At 41.3% G+C, this 21,509-nt stretch carries 12 protein-coding genes; 8 read left to right on the plus strand and 4 right to left on the minus strand.

From position 1 onward, the window contains the following. Positions 1–74 precede the first annotated feature (74 nt). Together ACWATR_RS23140 and ACWATR_RS23145 are read right to left on the minus strand one after the other, a co-directional pair. Positions 75–1,154: a M4 family metallopeptidase gene (locus ACWATR_RS23140; RefSeq protein ID WP_460337566.1), complete on the minus strand. Its 1,080-nt coding sequence runs from the start codon at positions 1,152–1,154 to the stop codon at positions 75–77. A 401-nt stretch (positions 1,155–1,555) separates the two neighbouring features. Beyond that, positions 1,556–2,272: a class I SAM-dependent methyltransferase gene (locus ACWATR_RS23145; RefSeq protein WP_460337569.1), complete on the minus strand. Its 717-nt coding sequence runs from the start codon at positions 2,270–2,272 to the stop codon at positions 1,556–1,558. Positions 2,273–3,242: 970 nt separating this feature from the next. Here ACWATR_RS23145 and ACWATR_RS23150 point away from each other — a divergent pair. The 3 genes from ACWATR_RS23150 to ACWATR_RS23160 all read left to right on the plus strand — a co-directional run bounded on the left by ACWATR_RS23150 (position 3,243) and on the right by ACWATR_RS23160 (position 7,045). Then, a complete protein-coding gene (locus ACWATR_RS23150; RefSeq protein ID WP_460337572.1) occupies positions 3,243–4,475 on the plus strand; it encodes a sedoheptulose 7-phosphate cyclase in 1,233 nt (410 codons plus the stop codon). Positions 4,476–4,479: 4 nt separating this feature from the next. Beyond that, positions 4,480–5,313 carry an O-methyltransferase gene (locus ACWATR_RS23155; protein WP_460337575.1) on the plus strand — a complete coding sequence of 278 codons (834 nt, stop codon included), beginning with the start codon at positions 4,480–4,482 and terminating at the stop codon, positions 5,311–5,313. Positions 5,314–5,656: 343 nt separating this feature from the next. Continuing rightward, positions 5,657–7,045 (plus strand): ATP-grasp domain-containing protein, encoded by a 1,389-nt coding sequence (locus ACWATR_RS23160; protein ID WP_460337578.1) that lies wholly within the window; start codon positions 5,657–5,659, stop codon positions 7,043–7,045. A 125-nt stretch (positions 7,046–7,170) separates the two neighbouring features. Here ACWATR_RS23160 and ACWATR_RS23165 read toward each other — a convergent pair whose 3' ends face one another. Continuing rightward, the gene (locus ACWATR_RS23165) at positions 7,171–8,196 is read right to left on the minus strand and encodes a D-alanine--D-alanine ligase family protein (RefSeq protein ID WP_460337581.1); all 1,026 of its coding nucleotides are present in this window, start codon (positions 8,194–8,196) and stop codon (positions 7,171–7,173) included. Between the two features lie 313 nt (positions 8,197–8,509). Here ACWATR_RS23165 and ACWATR_RS23170 point away from each other — a divergent pair, with 313 nt between their 5' ends. The 3 genes from ACWATR_RS23170 (at position 8,510) to ACWATR_RS23180 (ending at position 14,135) form a co-directional block, all read left to right on the plus strand. Further along, complete coding sequence (locus ACWATR_RS23170; RefSeq protein WP_460337584.1) at positions 8,510–8,737, plus strand: transposase; 228 nt, start codon at positions 8,510–8,512, stop codon at positions 8,735–8,737. 213 nt (positions 8,738–8,950) lie between these two features. Then, entirely contained in the window at positions 8,951–9,667 is a 717-nt protein-coding gene (locus ACWATR_RS23175; protein ID WP_069073473.1) for a pirin family protein, read from the plus strand. Positions 9,668–12,632: 2,965 nt separating this feature from the next. After that, positions 12,633–14,135, plus strand: coding sequence for an acyl--CoA ligase (locus ACWATR_RS23180; RefSeq protein WP_460337587.1), 1,503 nt, complete (start codon positions 12,633–12,635; stop codon positions 14,133–14,135). A gap of 227 nt (positions 14,136–14,362) precedes the next feature. On the opposite strand, the gene ACWATR_RS23185 is transcribed toward ACWATR_RS23180, so the two are convergent. Then, the gene (locus tag ACWATR_RS23185) at positions 14,363–19,006 is read right to left on the minus strand and encodes a GAF domain-containing protein (RefSeq protein ID WP_460337590.1); all 4,644 of its coding nucleotides are present in this window, start codon (positions 19,004–19,006) and stop codon (positions 14,363–14,365) included. 222 nt (positions 19,007–19,228) lie between these two features. On the opposite strand from ACWATR_RS23185, the gene ACWATR_RS23190 reads away from it, so the two are divergent. After that, complete coding sequence (locus tag ACWATR_RS23190; protein ID WP_460337593.1) at positions 19,229–19,552, plus strand: YnfA family protein; 324 nt, start codon at positions 19,229–19,231, stop codon at positions 19,550–19,552. Positions 19,553–20,044: 492 nt separating this feature from the next. After that, positions 20,045–21,439: an ammonium transporter gene (locus tag ACWATR_RS23195; RefSeq protein ID WP_460340619.1), complete on the plus strand. Its 1,395-nt coding sequence runs from the start codon at positions 20,045–20,047 to the stop codon at positions 21,437–21,439. Positions 21,440–21,509: the final 70 nt, after the last annotated feature.

Raw genomic sequence — 21,509 nt, forward strand, 5'->3', positions numbered from 1 at the left:
TATATCAGTCGTGAGTGTTGAGTGAGGGAGTGGAAGGTATTGACCATTTATTCCTCACTCAACACTCCTAACCCCTAGATAACTCCTACCTTTTGCCAAGCGTTCTGTACAGCTTTTTGCTCATCACTGTCATTACCGTAGAGTTCGCCAGCAACTTGAATGGTGACGTTGGCAGCTTTTTTAAAATCTGCTTTGGCACGCAAGCGATCGCGCAAAGCTATGTACCAGATTTTACCAGCTTTCTCCCAAGCATAGCCACCAATCTCAACAGCGGCTAGATAAAAGGCATGGTTAGGGATTCCTGAGTTGATATGCACCCCAGCATTATCTTCAGCACCAGTATATTTATCTTTCATGTGACCTGGTTGGGGATCTTTACCCAGTACTGGGTCATTGTATGCTGTTCCCGGTGCTTTCATGGAACGGATGCCAACACCTTTGACAGTTGGTACTAAAAGACCTTCGCCAATTATCCAATCTGCTTCTTGTGCAGTCTGATTTTTAGTCTTTTGTTTCACCAGACAACCAAAGACATCAGAAAACGATTCATTGAGTGCCCCTGGTTCTCCATAATACTGTAAACCCGCTTCATACTGAGTTATCCCATGAGCTAACTCATGTCCAATCACATCAATTGACTTTGTGAAACGCTGAAACATTTCTCCGTCGCCATCACCATAAACCATTTGGTCGCCGTTCCAAAAGGCGTTGTCATACTTAACGCCATAATGCACGGTGGAGTCTAAACGTAGTCCTTTGTCGTCAATGGAATTGCGATCGAATATCTCATAAAACAATTCATAAGTAGCACCAGCAGCATCGTAGGCTTCATTCACTGCTACGTCGCTGCTTGGTGGATCTCCTTCACCTCGCACCAATGTGCCAGGTAGTTGCTGGCCATTTTTTGCATCGTAGATGGTGCGGCGCTTTTCACCCGGAGAAGGTGCAAAGGAGACAGTACCTATAACATCTCTCCGTCCGCGAAGCTGTGCTGAAACATTTAATGTATGAAAAGCCCAACTCCGTTGCTGGGGATTGCCATTTACCACGACATTTTCCAACATGTGGGGCGGGATAATACAACAAATCGGGCATCTAGAGTAAAGTGGATGCTCATACTTAAACCCGGCTGATTTCTTTTTATTTCGAGCCATCCAAGATATTCTCCTTTTAAAACTAGGTGATGGCAAACAGTGGCTTTAACTCCACTTTTGAAACGAGCAGAAAAACGAATCCAAATCGCGTGCCCCTGGTTTTTTTGAATAAAATTTTCTACTCTGTATTTTCAGATAGGTCTGCGGAGGATTGATAGTACCCTCACGGGTACTTCTGATGTGGAAATATTGCATAAAAACACAAGGCAAGCTTATATACCGCAAGTTTCAGCTAAAATCCTTGCGTGAGTTAGCAACACCTCCTTTACAGACCTAATGCGTTTATATATTAGTTCTTCTTAAGAAAGATCATGTTATTTATTGCTGTTTTGTTACTATCAAGCTCTTAATGCTATAAATACCCATAGGAGCCAAATTCAAGCATCCAAAACCTCACATTTTCACAGCCAGCCACCAAACACCGCCAGTCCATAATATTTCCAAGGCACTGCAACTATCTTAAATCCAACTTTGCTCAACATTTGTAAATGAGCATCCAAAGTAGCTAGCTGATCTTGACTGGAGTAACCTTGGGTGCTGCTAGCGCCAAGCTTGGCGCGAATCTCTGTTAAACTAGTTCCCTGTTGAACTGACCATTCCTCTCGTGCCGCCTTGTAAGCTTCTACTAAGGCTGGTGATTCTGGTAAAGTGGGGTCTGCATTCCAAAAACAGCCGTCTTGAGTCAGGCTAGTAGCAATTCGCTCAAATAACTTGAATTTCATCTCATCTTGGAGATGGTGAATCGCCAAGGATGAGACACAGGCATCAAATTCACTACCAATATCTAATTTCTCTGGATTATTTGCCCACTCACCAAAATCTGCTTGTATGCCAGTCCAGCGTTTTTGATGTCCAGCTGCTGTGATTTTATCTTGGGCAAATTGCAGCATTCGAGGTGAATAATCTAGGGCAATTACTTGGGCATCTGGATAGTGGTTGAGTATCTTAAGACTAAGTTCACCTGTACCGCAACCTAATTCTAAAATACGCCGACTTGTGGAAGGTAGACAACGGGTAATTACCTCCAACATCTCATCATATCTGGGTAACAGTTGGCGAATACCAATGTCAAAATCAGCAGTGTTGGCGAATACCTCTCCGGGAAATAACTGTTGCATGGGTATTGGAATAAATAGACACACTTCTCCATATTAATCATCCATCATTACCGAGGTACGTGCTACATCGATAGAAACAAGTTTTTGTATTAAAAAATATTCACTCAATATACTTTTGGCAGAATACATACATCACATTTTATGTTATGTGCAAGAAAATTATCTCTTAAATTGAAGCTGAAATCCCATGAATTTAAAGGAAAAAGCCAATTTAACTCTTTTTTAAGATTTGTAAAGATAAAAATGTTCATATATTGAGTTAAACTGATGTGTGTGATTAGTAACTCTGATAAATTAAAATTCTTGGTTTCCAAAAGTGACTGACGTTGGTATATTCAATACTGAACAGAAAGTTAACTAAATCAAACTAGAAGTCCACTGGCATTCTGAGTAAAACAGAGTGTAGCAAGTTTAGCGATAAAAGGTTCGAGACTAATGCTAAAAAACAGCGAACTGAAGGTTAATCAGGGCTGTAATCTTAAATGGAAGCCCGGAGATCAACTGTTTATCCAGTTTTCTCTGTTAGAAATTTTGCGAATTAAAACAGTTGTAAAACCTCTATATCTATAGGTAGATATAGCAGAGTTGATCGTGAAGCTAATCTGCATTCAGGTTAATTTTCTACGATTATATGCTGGAGTTAATCTAAATTAGGGTTAACTTGCTCAATTCAGGTCAACAATCCCAAAAGAGCCTAAGCGTTATGGCAATAAGTTTTTAAGGGGACTAGTTGATTAGTCTTGAGGCGACCTCGAATCAGAGGATAAGCTGACAAAATTTAGACAAATAACGATGTTATTTAGTGGCATCGCTCGCTAATAATAATAAGCTTTTCTAGTAAAAGCTTGCTTTAGAATGCCTAAATTTTTTGGCGTTTCTGAGCACAATTTGTTATTGCCATACATCAGGGTCAATCTCAAATATCGCCTTAATTATCACAAATTTTTCACTTCTATCAAGGTCAGAAATAATGAGTAATGTTCAAGCATCGTTTGAAGCAACGGAAGCTGAATTTCGCGTGGAAGGTTACGAAAAAATTGAGTTTAGTCTTGTGTATGTGAACGGTGCATTTGATATCAATAACAGAGAAATTGCAGACAGCTATGTGAAATTTGGCCGCTGTTTGACGGTGATTGATGCCAATGTCAATAGACTATACGGCAAGCAAATCAAGTCATATTTTAGACACTATGACATTGATCTGACTGTAGTTCCCATTGTGATTACTGAGCCGACTAAAACCCTTGCAACCTTTGAAAAAATTGTTGATGCTTTTTCTGATTTTGGCTTAATCCGCAAGGAACCGGTGTTAGTAGTGGGTGGCGGTTTAATCACTGATGTAGCTGGGTTTGCATGTGCTTCTTACCGTCGCAAGAGCAACTACATTCGTATTCCTACCACACTGATTGGTTTAATTGATGCAGGTGTGGCGATTAAGGTTGCAGTCAACCATCGCAAGTTAAAAAATCGTTTGGGTGCATATCATGCTCCTTTGAAAGTTATTCTTGATTTCTCCTTTTTGCAAACATTACCAACGGCTCAAGTTCGTAATGGCATGGCAGAATTAATCAAAATTGCTGTTGTTGCCAACTCTGAAGTTTTTGAATTGCTGGATGAATATGGCGAAGAGTTGTTGCGTACTCACTTTGGACATGTGAATGGCACAAGTGAACTGAAAGCGATCGCACACAAACTCAATTACGAGGCAATTAAAACTATGCTGGAGTTGGAAACTCCTAATTTGCATGAGTTAGACCTCGATCGCGTCATCGCCTATGGTCACACTTGGAGTCCTACCTTAGAATTAGCCCCGATGGTACCGCTATTCCACGGTCATGCAGTCAATATTGACATGGCTTTATCTGCAACCATTGCAGCAAGACGTGGTTACATTACAACTGGAGAACGCGATCGCATTTTGAGCTTGATGAGTCGTATCGGTTTATCAATCGATCATCCTTTACTAGATAGCGATTTGCTCTGGTATGCAACCCAATCTATCAGCTTGACGCGAGACGGGAAACAACGCGCAGCTATGCCCAAACCCATTGGTGAGTGCTTCTTTGTTAACGATTTCACCCGTGAAGAACTAGATGCAGCCTTAGCTGAACACAAATGTCTGTGTGCTAAATACCCTCGTGGTGGAGATGGAATTGACGCTTACATCGAGACTCAAGAAGAATCCAAACTATTGGGAGTGTGAAAACATGACCAGTATTTTAGGACGAGATACCGCAAGACCAATTACGCCACACAGCATCCTCGTAGCACAGCTACAGAAAACTCTCCAAATAGCAGAAGAGAGTAATATTCCTTTAGAGATATTGACATCTCTGCGCCAAGGTTTGCAATTAGCAGCAGGTTTAGATCCCTATTTGGATGATTGCACTACTCCCGAATCGGCCGCATTGACAGCACTAGCGCAAAAGACCAGCAAAGAAGACTGGAGTAAACGCTTTAGTGATGGTGAAACGGTGCGTCAACTAGAGCAGGAAATGCTCTCAGGACATCTTGAAGGACAAACACTAAAGATGTTTGTGCATATTACCAAAGCCAAGCGCATCCTGGAAGTGGGAATGTTTACAGGATATTCAGCCTTGGCGATGGCGGAAGCGTTACCAGATGATGGGAGACTCATTGCTTGTGAAGTAGACTCTTATGTGGCTGAATTTGCTCAAACTTGTTTTCAGGAGTCTCCCCACGGCGACAAGATTTTTGTAGAAGTAGCACCTGCATTAGAGACACTGCACAAGTTGGCGGCTAAAGAGGAATCATTTGATCTGATCTTCATTGATGCCGATAAAAAGGAGTATGTAGAGTACTTCCAAATTATCTTGGATAGCGACTTACTGGCTCCCGACGGGTTAATCTGCGTTGATAATACGTTGTTACAGGGACAAGTTTACTTACCATCCGAACAGCGTACTGCTAATGGTGAGGCGATCGCTAAATTCAACCGCATCGTCGCCGCAGATCCTCGTGTAGAGCAAGTTCTGTTACCCATACGAGATGGGATAACCCTGATTAGACGCTTGGTGTAACAGGCGTTTATCAATTCAAAGCATCACAAAAAGGCTACTTTATAGCGGTTCTTATTTGGATGGAATATCCGGTAGGGGTGCATATCTGTGCATTGGTGTCAACTTAATGTGAAACCCTTGTGAAGACGTGATATTGAGTTCACTCGCTGACCATCACTATGCGCGTTACCCCACCCTAACCCTCCCCTTGCAAAGGGGAGGGAACTGGATTTCTTTTTCCCCCCTTTCCAAGGGGGATTAAGGGGAGTAAAACGTATGTGGAATAAGCGTTTAAGCTTAAGTTGACACCAATGATATCTGTGCGCCCCTACAAAAGACAGCATTCCACGCAAAGGAAAAACTTATGGCTCAATCAATCTCCTTATCACTCCCTGAATCCACAACGCCCTCAAAGGGTATAAGAATAAAAATAGTAGCTCTATTCAAGACTCTGGGAACTCTAGTATTGCTGCTGATAGCCTTACCCATCAACGCTTTAATAGTATTGCTATCTCTGCTGTGGAGCATTCTATTTACAAAAAAAACTGCCATAGCTGACCATCCCCAGACTATTTTAGTCAGTGGCGGCAAAATGACCAAAGCATTGCAACTTGCTCGCTCATTCCATGCCGCTGGACACAGAGTTATTCTGGTTGAAGGTCACAAATACTGGTTATCTGGGCATAGATTCTCAAATGCTGTGAGTCGTTTTTATACAGTTCCAGCACCACAAGATGACCCAGAAGGCTACATACAGGCGCTATTGGAAATCGTCAAAAAAGAAAAGGTTGACATTTATGTGCCCGTGTGCAGTCCTGTAGCTAGTTATTACGACTCTTTAGCAAAACCTGCACTGTCAGCATACTGTGAGGTTTTTCACTTCGAAGCTGAGATAACCAAGATGCTGGATGATAAATTTGCCTTTACCGATCAGGCGCGATCGCTTGGTTTATCTGTTCCTAAATCTTTTAAAATTACCGATCCTGAACAAGTTATCAACTTTGATTTTAGTAAAGAAACGCGCAAATATATTATTAAAAGTATTTCTTACGACTCGGTTCGTCGCTTAAATTTAACCAAACTCCCTTGTGATACCCCAGAAGAGACAGCAGCCTTTGTCAAGAGTTTACCCATCAGCCCAGAAAAACCTTGGATTATGCAAGAGTTTATTCCTGGGAAAGAATTATGCACCCATAGCACGGTTCGGGATGGTGAATTAAGGTTGCATTGCTGCTCAGATTCTTCTGCGTTTCAGATTAACTATGAAAATGTCGAAAATCCCCAAATTCGGCAATGGGTGCAACATTTCGTCAAAAATTTGGGATTGACTGGACAAGTCTCTTTCGACTTTATCCAAGCTGAAGATGGTACAGCCTATGCCATTGAATGTAATCCCCGCACCCATTCGGCGATTACAATGTTTTACAATCACCCAGGTGTTGCAGAAGCCTATTTTGGGAAAACTCCCCTAACTGCACCTCTAGAACCTTTAGCTGATAGCAAGCCTACTTACTGGATATATCACGAAATCTGGCGACTGACTGGGATTCGCTCTGCAAAACAATTGCAAACTTGGTTTCAGAGGTTAGTACGAGGCACAGATGCTATTTATCAAATAAATGATCCAATACCATTTTTAACTTTGCACCATTGGCAGATTACTTTACTTTTGCTACAAAATCTGCAAAAACTCAAAGGCTGGGTAAAAATTGACTTCAATATCGGTAAACTTGTGGAATTAGGAGGGGACTAAGTAATTCGTAATTCGTAATTCGTAATTCGTAATTCTGATGTCCGCCAAATTACCCATAATAAACAGTTTGTAGTGGGGACTTCAGTCCCCAAAGACAGGACTAATGACCAATGAACTCTGTTGTATTACTTGTCCAACGTTTCATTGATAGCGGTTATTAATAAATCATTTAGAGCGATTCCTGCTGCTTTCGCCATAGATGAAATCACGCTTTTGGGAGCAAAAGAACAATATAATCCGGCTTCTAAGAACCAAGGTTGTCCCTTTGGGTCGATGCGGAAATCAAATAAACTGTAGTGGCGACAACCTAAAGCCTGATGACACTTCTTAGCCACTTCTTGAACCTTTTGGGTAATTGGATCACTAGGGTCTACAATCCAAGACTTAATATTATCTTTAGCAGCAAAACGCAAATCGCCATCGTCCGTTTGTTGAAGTTTATCAACATAGTTGCGGATAGGTTTTTCGTGGGGGTCTACCAGATACTCTTCAAGGGGTAAACCGATTAGCTCCCCGTCTTTTACAATGATGCCGCATCTGACTTCTCGACCAAGTTCGATAAACTCTTCTACAATCACCTCATCTGCATATTCAAATGCTTTCTTTAAGGCAGCATCATATTCAGTCACATCTTTAACTAAGACTACTCCTAACGAGTTGTCAGAACTTACAGGTTTGACGACTGCTGGAGGTGTAATTGTCGGAACATCTCCTTGGCGAAGCAATTCTCCACGAGGCACTTTCACCCCTGCCGCTTCGACAATTGCTTTGGCTCTGGCTTTGTGGGCTGCTATGGCCATGATATCTGGAGTATTCCCTATGTAAGGAATGTTGAGCAGATCGAATAGAGCGCGGTATTGAGTCATTCCAGGAATACAAAACATTTGTGGTAACATGATGTCAATGTTTTGCCCTGTTATAAACTGTATGGCATCAAACAGAGGAATTGGTTTTGTGAGAGCAATATCTTCTCGACTAAGGGAGTTAGGAAATCGCCACTGGCGATCAGGTGTGATGTATGCAATTTGAAAGTTATAAAGTGATTTATCTGCTATTGCTACTAAACAGTCTTGGGCATAAAGGCGTGATAAATCACAGTAAAAATCGTTGTGTGCAGATCCAACTAAATGAAGGATATTAAGTACTGGCATAATTCATCTTCCTGAGTAATTTTTAATGGTTATTCAATGCTGGAGAAAATATTGCACTTCTCTTATCATCATATAGTTAATATGGCTGAAAAATTTGTCATATAAGTTTTTTGTTTGTTACTTTCAAACAATAGTTAATTGAAAAAGATTTGGTAAATTATTACTATTTTTTCTGAAATTGAGATCAAAAATAACTCTCAATCACCCCATAAAATATTTAGATACCATTTAGAAATTCAACCTTAAATTGTAGGGTATATTATCACTGAGAGTACGGCACTTGGGAATCTGGTGCGTTACGACTAAATTAGACGTGTATAAGAGTTGCAATCGAGTCAGTCGGTGCAAAAGTCAAGTTTTGCCTCCTTATTCTCCTGATTTATCCCCTATAGAACTGTGTTGGTCGAAACTGAAGCAATTTCTCCGTTCTTGTGAAGCACGCACACTGGAATCACTCGACCAAGCAATGGCTCTTGCTGTAAATTATATTACTGAAAATGATGCCTTCGGTTGGTTTAACCACTGTGGTCTATTTACCTGAAAATTGCTGTAAAGAGTGTATTCCATTCAATTGAAAACCGCTGTCAAATCTCACAGTATCTTTTTGGTAAGTACACCACTTTTAAGTGCGTACTTCTCATTTTATATGTATATACTTTACTATTTAAATAGTTACAAATTAGGTCTAATCAATCAGAACTCTAAATTTGGAATTCTAAATTCTTCTAAAAACAATTAACAACGAGGTAAACTTATGTCTCAAAATACAATTACCCACTTAATTCACGATCGCAATGACCGCGGCCACGCTCAAACAGGCTGGCTCGATAGTTATCACACATTTTCCTTCGGTAGTTTTTACGATCCCAACCGCATGGGATTTCGCTCTCTGCGAGTTATTAACGACGATCGCATCGCCCCTGGCGCTGGATTTCCTACCCACAGTCATCGTGACATGGAAATTCTCACATACGTCTTAGAAGGTGCTGTAGAGCATAAAGACAGCTTGGGTACTGGGTCGGTGATTCGCCCTGGTGATGCCCAAATTATGAGTGCTGGTACTGGAATCAGCCACAGCGAATTTAATCCCTCACCAACTGAACCACTGCACCTGCTACAAATCTGGATTCTTCCCGATCGAGAAGGAATAACGCCAAGATATGAACAAAAAGCTTTTCCTCTCGAAGAAAAGCGCGGTAAACTCCGCTTAATTGCCTCTAAGGATGGGCGCGATGGTGCTGTGACAATTCACCAAGATGTTGAGTTATATACATCTGTTTTAGAGTCAGGTGATGTTGTTAATTATCAAGTCAAAAGCGATCGCTATGCCTGGTTACAAGTAGCCCAAGGCATAGTCAACTTAAATGGTGAAGAACTCAGAGCCGGCGATGGTGTGCAGATCAACGGCGAAGAACAGCTAGAAATTAGCACCAACATCGGCGGCGAAATCTTGCTTTTCGATTTGGGCTAATATTCCAGCTAAAAGGGTGGTTAGAAACCGCCTCTACACAAACAATACAGCAAGGGGCTTAAGCCCCTTGTTTTGTCTTAGTCCGCGCAGGGATACTATGCTATTACATCTGACTGGAATACCAATCTGGTTTTTATCCCATAACCGAAAATAAAATTAGCTTAAATGTATGGATTAATTCAGCATTATTTGAAGTTAAAAGCAATCAGAATATTGCCGAATGATTTGGTTATTTCTATTTATTAAGTTATAGCATTGCTATATGCTAATTTTAAATGTGATAATTTTTATTTTTAATTCACTATATTTAGCTATTTATCTATCTAAAGGAGGTTTAATGACTTGCCAAAATGGCAATATCAATTCGTATCATATTTTAGAATTATTGTACACATCCTAGAGCAAGATGACCAGAAGTAAGAGTAGCTCTAAATTAATTCTGGTGTGTCGAATAACTGCTTTCTATGGAGGTTTAGCTTAGTGCTAAACCTTTTTCATGGCTTCCATTATCGTCTGATAAAGATTCTTATAATATTTGTATACTCCCTAACAGCAACCGAGTTATCAATTTTGGATAAAGTCGAGCTAAGAGGATATTTAAAAAGTATTGGGCGAATATAATTCACTACTACAAAAACAAATTACACCTCTGTGAACTAATACAAAATCAGTGCTTTATAACCTGCTGAGGCATGTTTTCCCTGTGTAGCCGTGATTTCAAATCGCCGATATAAGTAATAAATTAGACTTCTCAAAAAACCTCTAAGACTTGGTTTATCACCAAGTCTTTTTGTTAAGTGATTGGTTAAATATCTGGTAAAATATCAGACATAATTACATATAGTAATTGTTGCTATTTAACTAGCTTTGCTGACAATATGTCTTTTTCTCAGTCCCTATATTTGTTTGCAGATTATGCTTGTAGCTTCATCTTTTAATTAACATGAATTCCTATTAAGTATAATTTAATGTAAATTGTATAAAGCACTGGTGTTAGATTAATATTTAGCTTAATGCAAGCTTTTTTATGTCAATTAATTCTTGATTTGCCAACACTTTGGAGAATTTTTGTAAACCCACTAGAGACAGATGAACTGAAATCAAAGTAATTCTAAATTAGCTAGGTATGGTAAACACTTGGTATATATAGGGCGTGGCTTTTAGCCATGCCTTTTTCGTGAGTAGCATCAAGTAAGTGAAACGTAGAAATAATAAGCAAAATACTTACACTACAATCTCTATGTCTAATGTAAATAAGAGATTAATATCAGATTACAGAAGGTTTCAACTGATACTAAAGAAGTAGAAAATATCGTCCAACTTGTCTTTTTAGTATTAAAAATTACCATCTATAATAGACTAAGCAACAAAAAACTACCAATACCATATATAGATCAATATTTGTATCATTCTATGGATAGTAGAAATAACTATTTTACAGAGTTATTATTCAGCCTGTTAATGCCTGAAAAACGTGTATGCACCCTGGAGTAATACCCAGGGTCTTTTTTTATAAAAGCTTAGATCAGCAAAAGATAACCTCTCATTAGAGTAACGGTAAATTGAACATAGATCGGTTCGCAAAGCCTCTCGTACCACTTCGTGGAAGCAAGCTACGCATTAGCGTCTCTGAAAGAGAAGAGAAGGGGCTTCTCACAGGGTAACCCAATATTTAGAGCGGTTTGCTGGGTAACGCATTGCCTTAACCCGACTTACGAATATTCTTAACCGAGCAGTATTTCATGAGAATCTATAATTCTTCTTCAAATTTATATCTAGCTGATGAGATATCTGTTTTTAGAATATTTATACACATCTTCTAGGAAGATAAACTGAAGTCAACGTAATTCTAAATTGACTAGATATGGTAAATACTTTGTATATATGGAGACTTGGTTTAAAACCAAGACTTTTCATTCTTTAGGTAGATTTTTATATATTTATTAAATAAACCAGTCAACATTTTACCAAGTGATTGAGTACCAGATGCCTGAATATTTATACACATCCTCTAGGATGATGATCTGTAAACAGAGTAGAACTAAATTAATTTAGTACGTTGTTAAGCACAGCAATTATTGAGGTTTGGTTCACAGCCAAACCTTTTTTTTTAACAAGTAACCAGGAAATCTTATATCAGATATCAGAATATTTGGACACAGCCTATAGGAAGATGAACTAAAGTAAGAGTCGGTCTAAATTAATCTTGGTGTAGTAAATGCTTGGTATATATAGAGGCTTGGTTAAACCAAGCCTTTTATTATTAATTATCAGGTAATGGTATATCAGTCTTCAGGATATTTGGATACAGTCTATAGGAAGATGAACTAAAGTAAGAGTGAGTCTAAATTAATCTGGGATGTCTGCTTAAGCACTAAATATATAGAGGTTTAGATAGAGGTTTAGCTGGGTGCTAAACCTTTTTTTGAGCAAGTGACGAGAAATAAACGACACCGAATAGCCCGTCGTAGACATCGCTCTCATTCATGACACTGGGTAAATTCCTGTCCAAGCATAGCTTGCAAAATAATCATCAATATTATGCGTTAATTGCATGGCTACGGATTTACTATAGCTTCACAGATGCGATCCTAATATGAGGGAATAAAGATGGATACCCCTGGTGTTGACCAGGGGCTTTTTATTTAGGGACTTCCAACAAATTAGGATTTACGCAAACAATAGCCGAAAAGAATGATTTTACGGTAGGGGCAATTCATGTAGACGCCTAGGGGTTACTCTTACGAGAATGCTTTCAGCGAATCCGCAGGTATTGCCCTTACAGCGCGTAATTTTGCGTAAGTCCTAAAATAAATTATCCAATCTTGTGGAGTGGATCGGAAAGCCATTAGTGTCAACCCATCTAGAATACAAGTAGTTAAACTTGTTTGATTGACATTCTTACTGTAGCTTTAGCCATAGTAAGGATGTCAATCAGTCATCTGTTGACAGACCGTAAAAACTAATGAACTTATTTGAGCTTTTGGCAGGGGAAGACGATCATCTAGCCGTTGTTACGCCTGGGGAGCGATCGCTAACTTATAAGCAATTGCGCGAGAATGTTGTTGGACTAGTATCCCAACTCAACAGCTTTGGATTGAAACGGGGGGAACGCATAGCCATTGCTATGACTAACGGTTCACCAATGGCTATTACCTTTTTGGCTGCCTCTCTGTGTGGCACTGCTGCACCCCTAAATCCTAAATATAAGCAAGATGAATTTGCCTTTTACTACGAAGATACTCAGGCAAAAGCACTGATTACATTGTCTGAAGATCCAGAAGCAGCCATTGCCGCTGTCACACCTGACATGATGGTGATTAATGCCAAGGTAAACACTGATGGCACATTAAGCTTTGAACTGGGGACTGGGGATTGGGGACTGGGGATTGGGGACTGCGAAAATTTGGTTGGGGACAATGATATCGCGATGATTCTCCACACTAGCGGTACCACCAGTCGTCCCAAGCGTGTACCGATTCGTCATCGCAACTTAATCGCTTCAGCCCGCAACCTCATTGATGCTTACTCACTCACAGCAGATGACACTACACTTTGTCTAATGCCTATGTTCCACGTTCATGGATTGGTGGGCTGTTTACTAGCAACTCTGGCATCAGGCGGTACACTAATTTGTCCCAATGGTTTTAATGCCCTGGAGTTTTGGAAACTGGTAGATACCTATAAACCTACCTGGTACTCCGCAGCGCCAACTATGCACCAGACAATTTTGGCCCGCGCTAGCCGCAACACAGAAATTGTCAAAGCTAACCGCTTTCGTTTTATTCGCTCTAGTAGCGCTTCCTTGCCCCCAATTATCATTGAACAGCTAGAGGCAACTCTTAATGCTCCGGTGGTGGAAGCTTACAGCATGACTGAAGCATCTCACTTAATGACCACCAATCCCCTACCACCAAAAGTGCGGAAACCAGGAACTGTAGGTTATGGCTTTGGTGTAGAAGTGGGCATTATGGACTCCGAAGACAACCTGTTATCTCAGGGAAGCTTGGGCGAGGTAGTGGTCAAAGCACCCAATGTTATAGATGGCTACGAAAACAACCCGGAAGCTAACGCCACAGCTTTTGTGAACGGTTGGTTCCGCACAGGGGATCAGGGTACTATAGATGCAGACGGCTACCTCCGCTTGACTGGACGCATTAAAGAATTGATTAACCGGGGTGGGGAAAAAATTTCTCCCTTAGAAGTGGATGATGTCTTGCTACGCCATCCCGCCGTCGCCGAAGCTTTGGCCTTTGCTGTCCCCCACAAATCTTTAGGAGAAGATATCCACGCCGCTGTTGTCCTCAAGGTAGAAGCTGGCGAAAAAGAACTTTTAGCTCACTGTGCAACTATGCTGGCAGACTTCAAAATTCCCAAACAAGTTCACATTTTGGATCAACTACCTCGTGGTGCTACTGGGAAACTGCAACGGTTGGCTATGGCGAAATTGCTGAATATCGGGGAGTAGGGAGTGGGGAGTGGGGAGTGGGGAAGTAGGGGAGGCAGGGGAGCAGGGAAGACAGGGGAGCAGGGGAGCAGAGGAGGCAGGGGAGCAGGGGAGCAGGGGAGGCAGGGGGAGATGAACGCAAAGTCAGAGAAGAAAGAAATGATTCCCAATCCCCATTCCCCATTCCCCATTCCCCATTCCCCATTCCCCATTCCCCATTCCCCATTCCCCAATCCCCAATCCCTAGTTCAATTTTGAATTGTGAAAACTTTGTTTTTGATTAAAAATTCTTGAATACTATTGACAAATTCTTCTAATTCTGAAATTAAGTTAGTAGTATCTCTAAGCTCTTGACAGTCAGCTAGTTGTTCTAGTTTGTCAGCGGCTATATACATTGCTGTGGCTCCAATATTGGCAGTGGCACCTTTAAGGTGATGAGCTTCTCGCGCTATTTGCCCAAAGTTATGAGATGCGATCGCAACTTTAATGATCTCTAAACGGGGTTTAATATCTTCAACGCATATTTGCAATAGATTTAATTCAAATTCTTGATCATGTCCCGATATCTGATGCAAGTGTTCCCAATCAATTGCTAGGTCGCTGGAAACTGTCTGTTCATACACAACTGCCTCTTGTTGTGAACTGATCACACCTGTCCAATGCTCTAAGGTCGCAGCCAATTGATCTTTAAACACTGGCTTACTCAAATAGTCATCCATACCTGCATTGAGACACATTTGTTCGTCTTCTTTCATCGCATTGGCCGTCATCGCAATCACTACCGGACGGCGACGCAAGGCAAAGTCGCCCTTTTGCCAACGATGAATTTCTTTTGTGGTTTCTAAACCGTCAAGAATTGGCATTTGGCAATCCATTAAAATCAAATCGTAAGGAATTTTTTCTAATTGCTGCAAAACTTCCTTTCCATTAGCAACGACATCGGCTTTATAGCCCAAACTATCGAGTTGTTTCAAGGCTACTTTCTGATTCACCAAATTATCTTCAGCTAAGAGAATTCTTAACTTGGATTTAGTAGCGGCGTTAGAGGGAGAGGAAGTAAGAACGGCTGAAGTCTCTGTAATCTGGATTTCTTCAGTAGCCTCTAGCCCTGATTCCGGCTGAGTTTCTAAAATAGTGATGATGGTGTTGAGGAGTCGTGATGGCTTAATGGGTTTGACCAAATAAGCAGCAAATCCAATATTTAGTGCCTGCTGCACTTCCTTCCGTTGATTAGTAGATGCAAGCATAATCAAAGGTATCTCAGCAATTGCCGAATTGGCTTGAATTTGTTCTTCTATTGTCATGCCATTTGTTTGAGGTATTTGCATACCAATCAAGGCAACATGATATGATTTCCCTTGCTCGTAAGCTTTCTGAATAACTTTGAGAGCCGCAGCAATACTGTCAGCTTGATCTACCTGCATTCCCCAATAAGTAGCTTGATGGCGGATAATTTTGCAATTAGTAGCGTTGTTATCTACTATTAACAAGCGGCGATTGTGCAAAAGTCCGCGATCGCATTTTGGCAAAACAGGCTCAATTTGCTTGGTAAAAAGCACCTCAAACCAAAACTTAGATCCTTTTTCTACCTGACTTTCTACCCCAATCACTCCTCCCATCAAGGTTACAAGTTGTTTACAGATGGCTAATCCCAAACCAGTACCACCATACTTGCGAGTGGTAGAAGCATCAACTTGGGTAAAGGGCATAAAGAGTTTGCGTTGGTCTTCAGGGCTAACGCCAAGACCTGTATCTGTGATGGCAAAATGGATTGTGGCTGTAGTAGGAGAAAGCGCACGCAATTCGGCTTGTACTAATACTTCGCCAGTGCTGGTGAACTTGATCGCGTTGCTGATTAAGTTCATGAGAATTTGCCGCAGTCTACCAGCATCTCCTTGGAGGTGGGTGGGGACGTTGTGCTCAATCATGGCGGCAATTTCTAATCCTTTGTTATGGGCTGAAGGAGCCAATAATTCCACCACTTCTTCTATACAAGTGGATAGGTCAAAATCTAGAGTTTCGAGAGCCATTTCTCCAGCTTCAAGTTTGGAAAGATCCAAAATCTCGTTGATTAAACTTAAAAGAGCGTCTCCACTACTCCGAATTGTTTCAATAAAATCTCGCTGTTCTGCATCTAAGGGAGTATCTAAAACTAAACTGGTCATTCCCAATACAGCGTTCATTGGAGTGCGAATTTCATGACTTATATTTGCCAAAAAGGCACTTTTAGTCTGAGAAGCTAATTCGGCTTGGCGACGGGCAATTTCAAGTTCTTGTCGCTGACGAGTTTCTGCTGCTAATAGTTGGGCTTGCGCTAAGGCAATACCTACTTGGTCGGCTATTTGCCGCAAGAGATGAGTTTCAAAGCTAGACCAATGGTGGGAATCGTCACACTGATGAACTATGAGCAAACCGCAAACTTCTTCTTTGACAAGAATGGGCACAACCAAATTGACTTTGACCCCAAATTGTTGCATTAATTCTAGATGGCTTTGTTCAACTTCTAACAGATCCAAGTTAGCCAGTCCTAAAACCCTTCCTTGACGGTACTGCTGTAGATAGTATTGTTGTAGATACTCCGCTTGGAAGTAGGGAGGGGTGATGCTTTGCTCTTTGATTGCTGGTAAGCCAGAAACTACTGCTTCTATAACGGTGGTTGCAGACTCATCTGGCAAAAGCTGATAGATCAAAACTCGGTCAGTCTGGAGGATCTTTTGTACCTCCTCGACAGTGATTTGGAGAATTTCTTCGATTTGTAAAGACTGGCGAATCTTGAGGGTGATTTCGGTAAATAATTGCGATCGCAAGTTTTGGCGTTGTATTTCTTCTTCAGCCTGTTTCCGCTGGATAAATTGCCCCACTTGCTCACCAATCGAATTCATCGTTTTTACCAAATCTTCGTCAAGCGGCTGGATTTCACGATTGAAGCAGGTAATGACACCAAGGATTTTGTTACCGCTGCGGATTGGAAAACCAAAAGCCGCGTGTAGTCCTACTTGAGCAGCAATTTTGAAGTTAGAAAAATTAATATCTTTAACAATATCAGCGATCCAAACAGGTTCAGAACTAGCCCAAACCCGACCAGGTAATCCAATTCCTGGCGCAAAGGTAGTTTGCCGCTTTAATGCTTCAAACTCTTGCATTTCAAGGGATGCTTTATGCCATGTATCGAGAAAACGCAGCACATTTGCCTGCTGATCCACCATCCAAATTTCACCCAAATCCCATGCTAAACTCTCACAGATCCCTTGCAAGATTTGGCGAGTAGCTTCGCTGATGGTGGCGGATTCGGCTAAAACGCGGGTTGCAGCATATTGTGCAGTTAGATGCTGTTGTGTGCGTTTGCGATCAGTAATGTCAGTGCCAGTACCAACAATGTATTCTACTGATCCTTCATAGTCTTTTAAGAAGGTATTTGACCAGGCAATCAGTCGGCGACTACCATCTTTCATTACCCAATGGTTTTCGTTCTCTAGAAAGCCTGTACCAGTTAACAATTGCTCAAAAACTGCTTTGGCTGAATTCACCTCTTCAGGAAGTAGGAATACATTCCAGAAATACCTACCCCTCACTTCATCGAAAGAGTAACCCGTTATTTGCTCACAAGCTTGATTGAAACGAACGATTTTCCCTTGAGAATCGAGAACTGTTACCAACGCGCTGGCTGTATCAAGGACTGCTGAGATAAAGTTGCGTTCTTGATTTAAGGTTTCTTCTGTCCTCTTCCGCTCAATTACCTCACGATAGATGAAGTAGTAGACTACAGCAAGAATGATAAAACTTAGGCTGATAGCGATCGCAAGTGTCAAAAATGTGTTGCGAATTCTGGCTTGTTTTGCTTGTAACCGCTGTTGAAGCTTCCTCCTTTCCTCGTTTTCCATTTCGTTGATCGCCTTGCGGATATCACTTATGAGATTTTGTTCATCATTTCTCAGTAGTACTTGCAACGCCGCCTCTAATCCCTTGTTCTGGCGCAAGTCGATAGTCTGTTTTAGTTCAGTAAGTTTAGTTGTTATCAGAGATTCAAGCGTTGCAATCTGCTTTTGTTCATCCGGTTGATCTGCCGTTAGACTTTTCAGTTGGGCAATTTCTTGATCGACGTTAGCAATTGCTGCTTGATAAGGTTTGAGATAAATTTGTTTTCCAGTCAGAATGTAACCACTTTGTCTAGTCTGAGCATCCTTGATGTGAGACAGTAGTTCTTCTAAGCTGTTGAGTTTTTTGTAAGTGTTTTTTACGATACTGCGATTATTAATAGATCCTCTTGTATTTTGATAAGAAACCGCGCCAATCACAACTAAAATTGCCGACGCCAAAGCAAAACCTGCTGCAATCTTTTGGAAAAATTGCTTGCGTACCCTCTGTGATTGTTTATCTTTCTTGGTAAAAAGTACTAAACTTGCTAAATTTCGGCGCAATTCCAGTTGCTTAATGACTTGACGGCCTAATGTTCGTAATGCCTCCAGTTGTTCTGGATTAAGTTCTCGTGGTACGTAGTCAATTACACACAGGGTTCCTAGCGGGTATCCCTCTGGATTGGTCAGAGGTACACCAGCATAAAACCGAATATTTGGGTCAGATGTTACCAGTGGGTTTGTAGCAAACCGTTCGTCATCTGTTGCATCAGGTACAACCAAAATATCAGGCTGGAGAATAGCATGGGCACAGAATGCTAAATCTCGGTGTGTTTCTAGGGCTTCCATTCCGACTTTTGACTTGAACCACTGACGGTTTGTATCAATTAAGCTAATTAAGGCGATAGGAGTCTGACAAATATACGAAGCTAGACGGGTGAGGTCGTCAAATGCCGCTTCAGGTGGGGTATCGAGAATCTTATACTGCAAAAGCATCTCAATTCTCTTTGCTTCGTTATCAGGTAATGGTGCTTTCATCCTTAAGCCTTATCTACATTCTGGGAGAGGTAGCAGAGCAGGGAAAAAGCAGGGGAGCAGGGGAGCAGGATAATATAACCAATGCCCAATGCCCAATTCCCTATGCCCAATGCCCAATTCCCTATGCCCAATTCAACAAACTTACTTTAATTAATGACAATAGTTTAGTTAAAAGCGTTAGCGTAATTTCACTGAGTTCGACTTTGTGAAATAATCGTTCAAATGATCAAGTCTCTACTGTATTTTTTCTGGGCTGGTTTCTTTGAAATCGGCGGCGGCTACCTGATTTGGTTGTGGTTGCGCGAAGGTAAGCCTTTCTGGTGGGGCATATTGGGTGGAATTGCTTTAGCTTGCTATGGGGTTATTGCAACTCTCCAATCGGCAAATTTTGGCAGAGTGTATGCGGCTTACGGTGGCGCGTTTATCGCAATGGCAATGCTTTGGGGTTGGAAGATAGACAAGGTAATTCCAGACCGCTATGACTTAATCGGAGCATGTTTAGCTTTAGTAGGTGTTTTAATAATCATGTTTGCACCCAGAACTTAAGTAAAATTTCTAGATTATTTTTGAACAATAACTTTTATATTGTTCCCTTTTAAACAGATAATAACCTCACCCCAAAATGTAAAACTTTTTTAACTACCAAACTGCGAGAAGCAGTCATGCAGATATTTATGCGTTTTTGCAGGAGATATTAATATAAATCATGAAATATTTGGGTAAATTCTCTGGTAATTTACCATAATTGTCAGAATTTAAAATTATTTTGCTTTGTAACAGTAAGTAACTAAAATTTTGGGATTTTGTGGCGGTTGAATAAAATGCTATTCTTCAAAAAATAAACATGCAACTATTGCATATTCATACCGTTTTTTATCTTGGCAACTACCAGCAGGATTATATTTTTGTTAACATTTCCACAAAATTAACGTTAAGTAACTTTCAAGACAAAAATGTGTAACTAAAAGTAATCAAATGTAGTTAAGGATACAAATCATTGGTGCTTAGGAAGAAAAACAAGTGTTGAAGAAAATTGTGATGATTGGGGCTATCACTCTACTGTTTTTGGGAGGGCCGCTGATGGGCAATGCTTTTGCCCAAACACCAGCCGCTACTCCACCTGCTGCTGATACTGGAGATACGGCATTTATGCTGATTTCAGCAGCCCTTGTGCTGCTAATGACACCAGGATTAGCATTTTTCTATGGTGGATTTGTGCGATCGCGCAACATCCTAAACACATTGATGATGAGCTTTGTGTTGATGGCGATCGTGGGAGTTAGCTGGATTCTCTGGGGTTATAGTCTTTCCTTTGCACCAGGTTTACCGTTTATCGGTGGATTGCAATGGCTGGGATTGAATGGTGTCGGCTTAGAGATAACCGATTATCTGAAAGGGTCAAATCCCCCTGAGGTTCTTTCTTATGCTGGAACGATACCTCACCAGGGATTCATGATCTACCAAGCCATGTTTGCCATTATCACCCCAGCTTTAATTTCTGGGGCGATCGCAGAACGGATGAGTTTTCGCGCTTATTGTCTGTTTGTGCTGTTGTGGTCAACCTTTATTTACGCCCCCCTGGCACACATGGTATGGGCTAAAGGTGGATTTCTAGGTTTATATGGTGGCTTGGGTGCTCTCGACTTTGCAGGTGGTACAGTAGTTCACATTAGTTCTGGCGTTTCAGCCCTGGTAGCAGCGATCGTCCTTGGGCCTCGGAAAACCCATCCCGATCGTCTTAGCCCGCCGCACAACGTTCCGTTTATTTTACTAGGTGCTGGCTTATTGTGGTTTGGTTGGTTCGGCTTCAACGCTGGGAGTGCTCTAACTCTTGCTAGTGGAACTTCTGGTAACTTAGTAACAAATGTGGCAACAACAGCCTTCGTCTCTACGAATACAGCTGCGGCGGCTGGTGCATTAATGTGGCTAATTTTGGAAGGATCATTACGGGGTAAACCAACCGCTGTAGGAGCAGCTACAGGAGCCGTTGCTGGATTGGTGGGTATCACTCCCGCTGCCGGATTTGTCACACCCCTATCAGCGATTTTAATTGGTTTGATCACCGCCTTTGTTTGCTTCTATGCTGTGAGTTTCAAGCATAAAACGCTAATTGACGATGCTTTAGATACATATCCCGTGCATGGTGTTGGTGGTACAGTGGGGGCAATTTTAACAGCAGTCTTTGCCACGACTCAAGTCAATGGCGGAGGTAAAAACGGAGTGTTGCGCGGTAATTTTGGTGAATTGGGAGTTGAACTAGCAGCAATTGCCATTGCTTATGCGATCGCAGGTGTTGGTACGTGGATTATTCTCAAGGTTATCGATGCTACAGTCGGGCTACGAGTTAAAGAGGAAGCTGAATTGCAAGGTTTAGATATCAACGAACATGGTGAAGAAGGTTACAACTCCGAGTTTGGCGATCGTCCCACTTAGGAGTGGTGAGTGGTGAGTGCTGAGTGGTGAGTTAGGAGGAAAGAACTTTCTGTTTGCTTCCCCAATCCCC

This window comes from Nostoc sp. UIC 10890 (assembly GCF_054786515.1).

What these genes read in the sequence shown, in the direction of transcription:
- ACWATR_RS23145 (WP_460337569.1), bottom strand. Translation starts at nt 2,272, where the DNA reads ATGCAACAGTTATTTCCCGGAGAGGTATTCGCCAACACTGCTGATTTT.
- ACWATR_RS23165 (WP_460337581.1), bottom strand. Translation starts at nt 8,196, where the DNA reads ATGCCAGTACTTAATATCCTTCATTTAGTTGGATCTGCACACAACGAT.
- ACWATR_RS23140 (WP_460337566.1), bottom strand. Translation starts at nt 1,154, where the DNA reads ATGGCTCGAAATAAAAAGAAATCAGCCGGGTTTAAGTATGAGCATCCA.
- ACWATR_RS23185 (WP_460337590.1), bottom strand. Translation starts at nt 19,006, where the DNA reads ATGAAAGCACCATTACCTGATAACGAAGCAAAGAGAATTGAGATGCTT.
- ACWATR_RS23160 (WP_460337578.1), top strand. Translation starts at nt 5,657, where the DNA reads ATGGCTCAATCAATCTCCTTATCACTCCCTGAATCCACAACGCCCTCA.
- ACWATR_RS23175 (WP_069073473.1), top strand. Translation starts at nt 8,951, where the DNA reads ATGTCTCAAAATACAATTACCCACTTAATTCACGATCGCAATGACCGC.
- ACWATR_RS23180 (WP_460337587.1), top strand. Translation starts at nt 12,633, where the DNA reads ATGAACTTATTTGAGCTTTTGGCAGGGGAAGACGATCATCTAGCCGTT.
- ACWATR_RS23155 (WP_460337575.1), top strand. Translation starts at nt 4,480, where the DNA reads ATGACCAGTATTTTAGGACGAGATACCGCAAGACCAATTACGCCACAC.
- ACWATR_RS23195 (WP_460340619.1), top strand. Translation starts at nt 20,045, where the DNA reads ATGATTGGGGCTATCACTCTACTGTTTTTGGGAGGGCCGCTGATGGGC.
- ACWATR_RS23190 (WP_460337593.1), top strand. Translation starts at nt 19,229, where the DNA reads ATGATCAAGTCTCTACTGTATTTTTTCTGGGCTGGTTTCTTTGAAATC.
- ACWATR_RS23150 (WP_460337572.1), top strand. Translation starts at nt 3,243, where the DNA reads ATGAGTAATGTTCAAGCATCGTTTGAAGCAACGGAAGCTGAATTTCGC.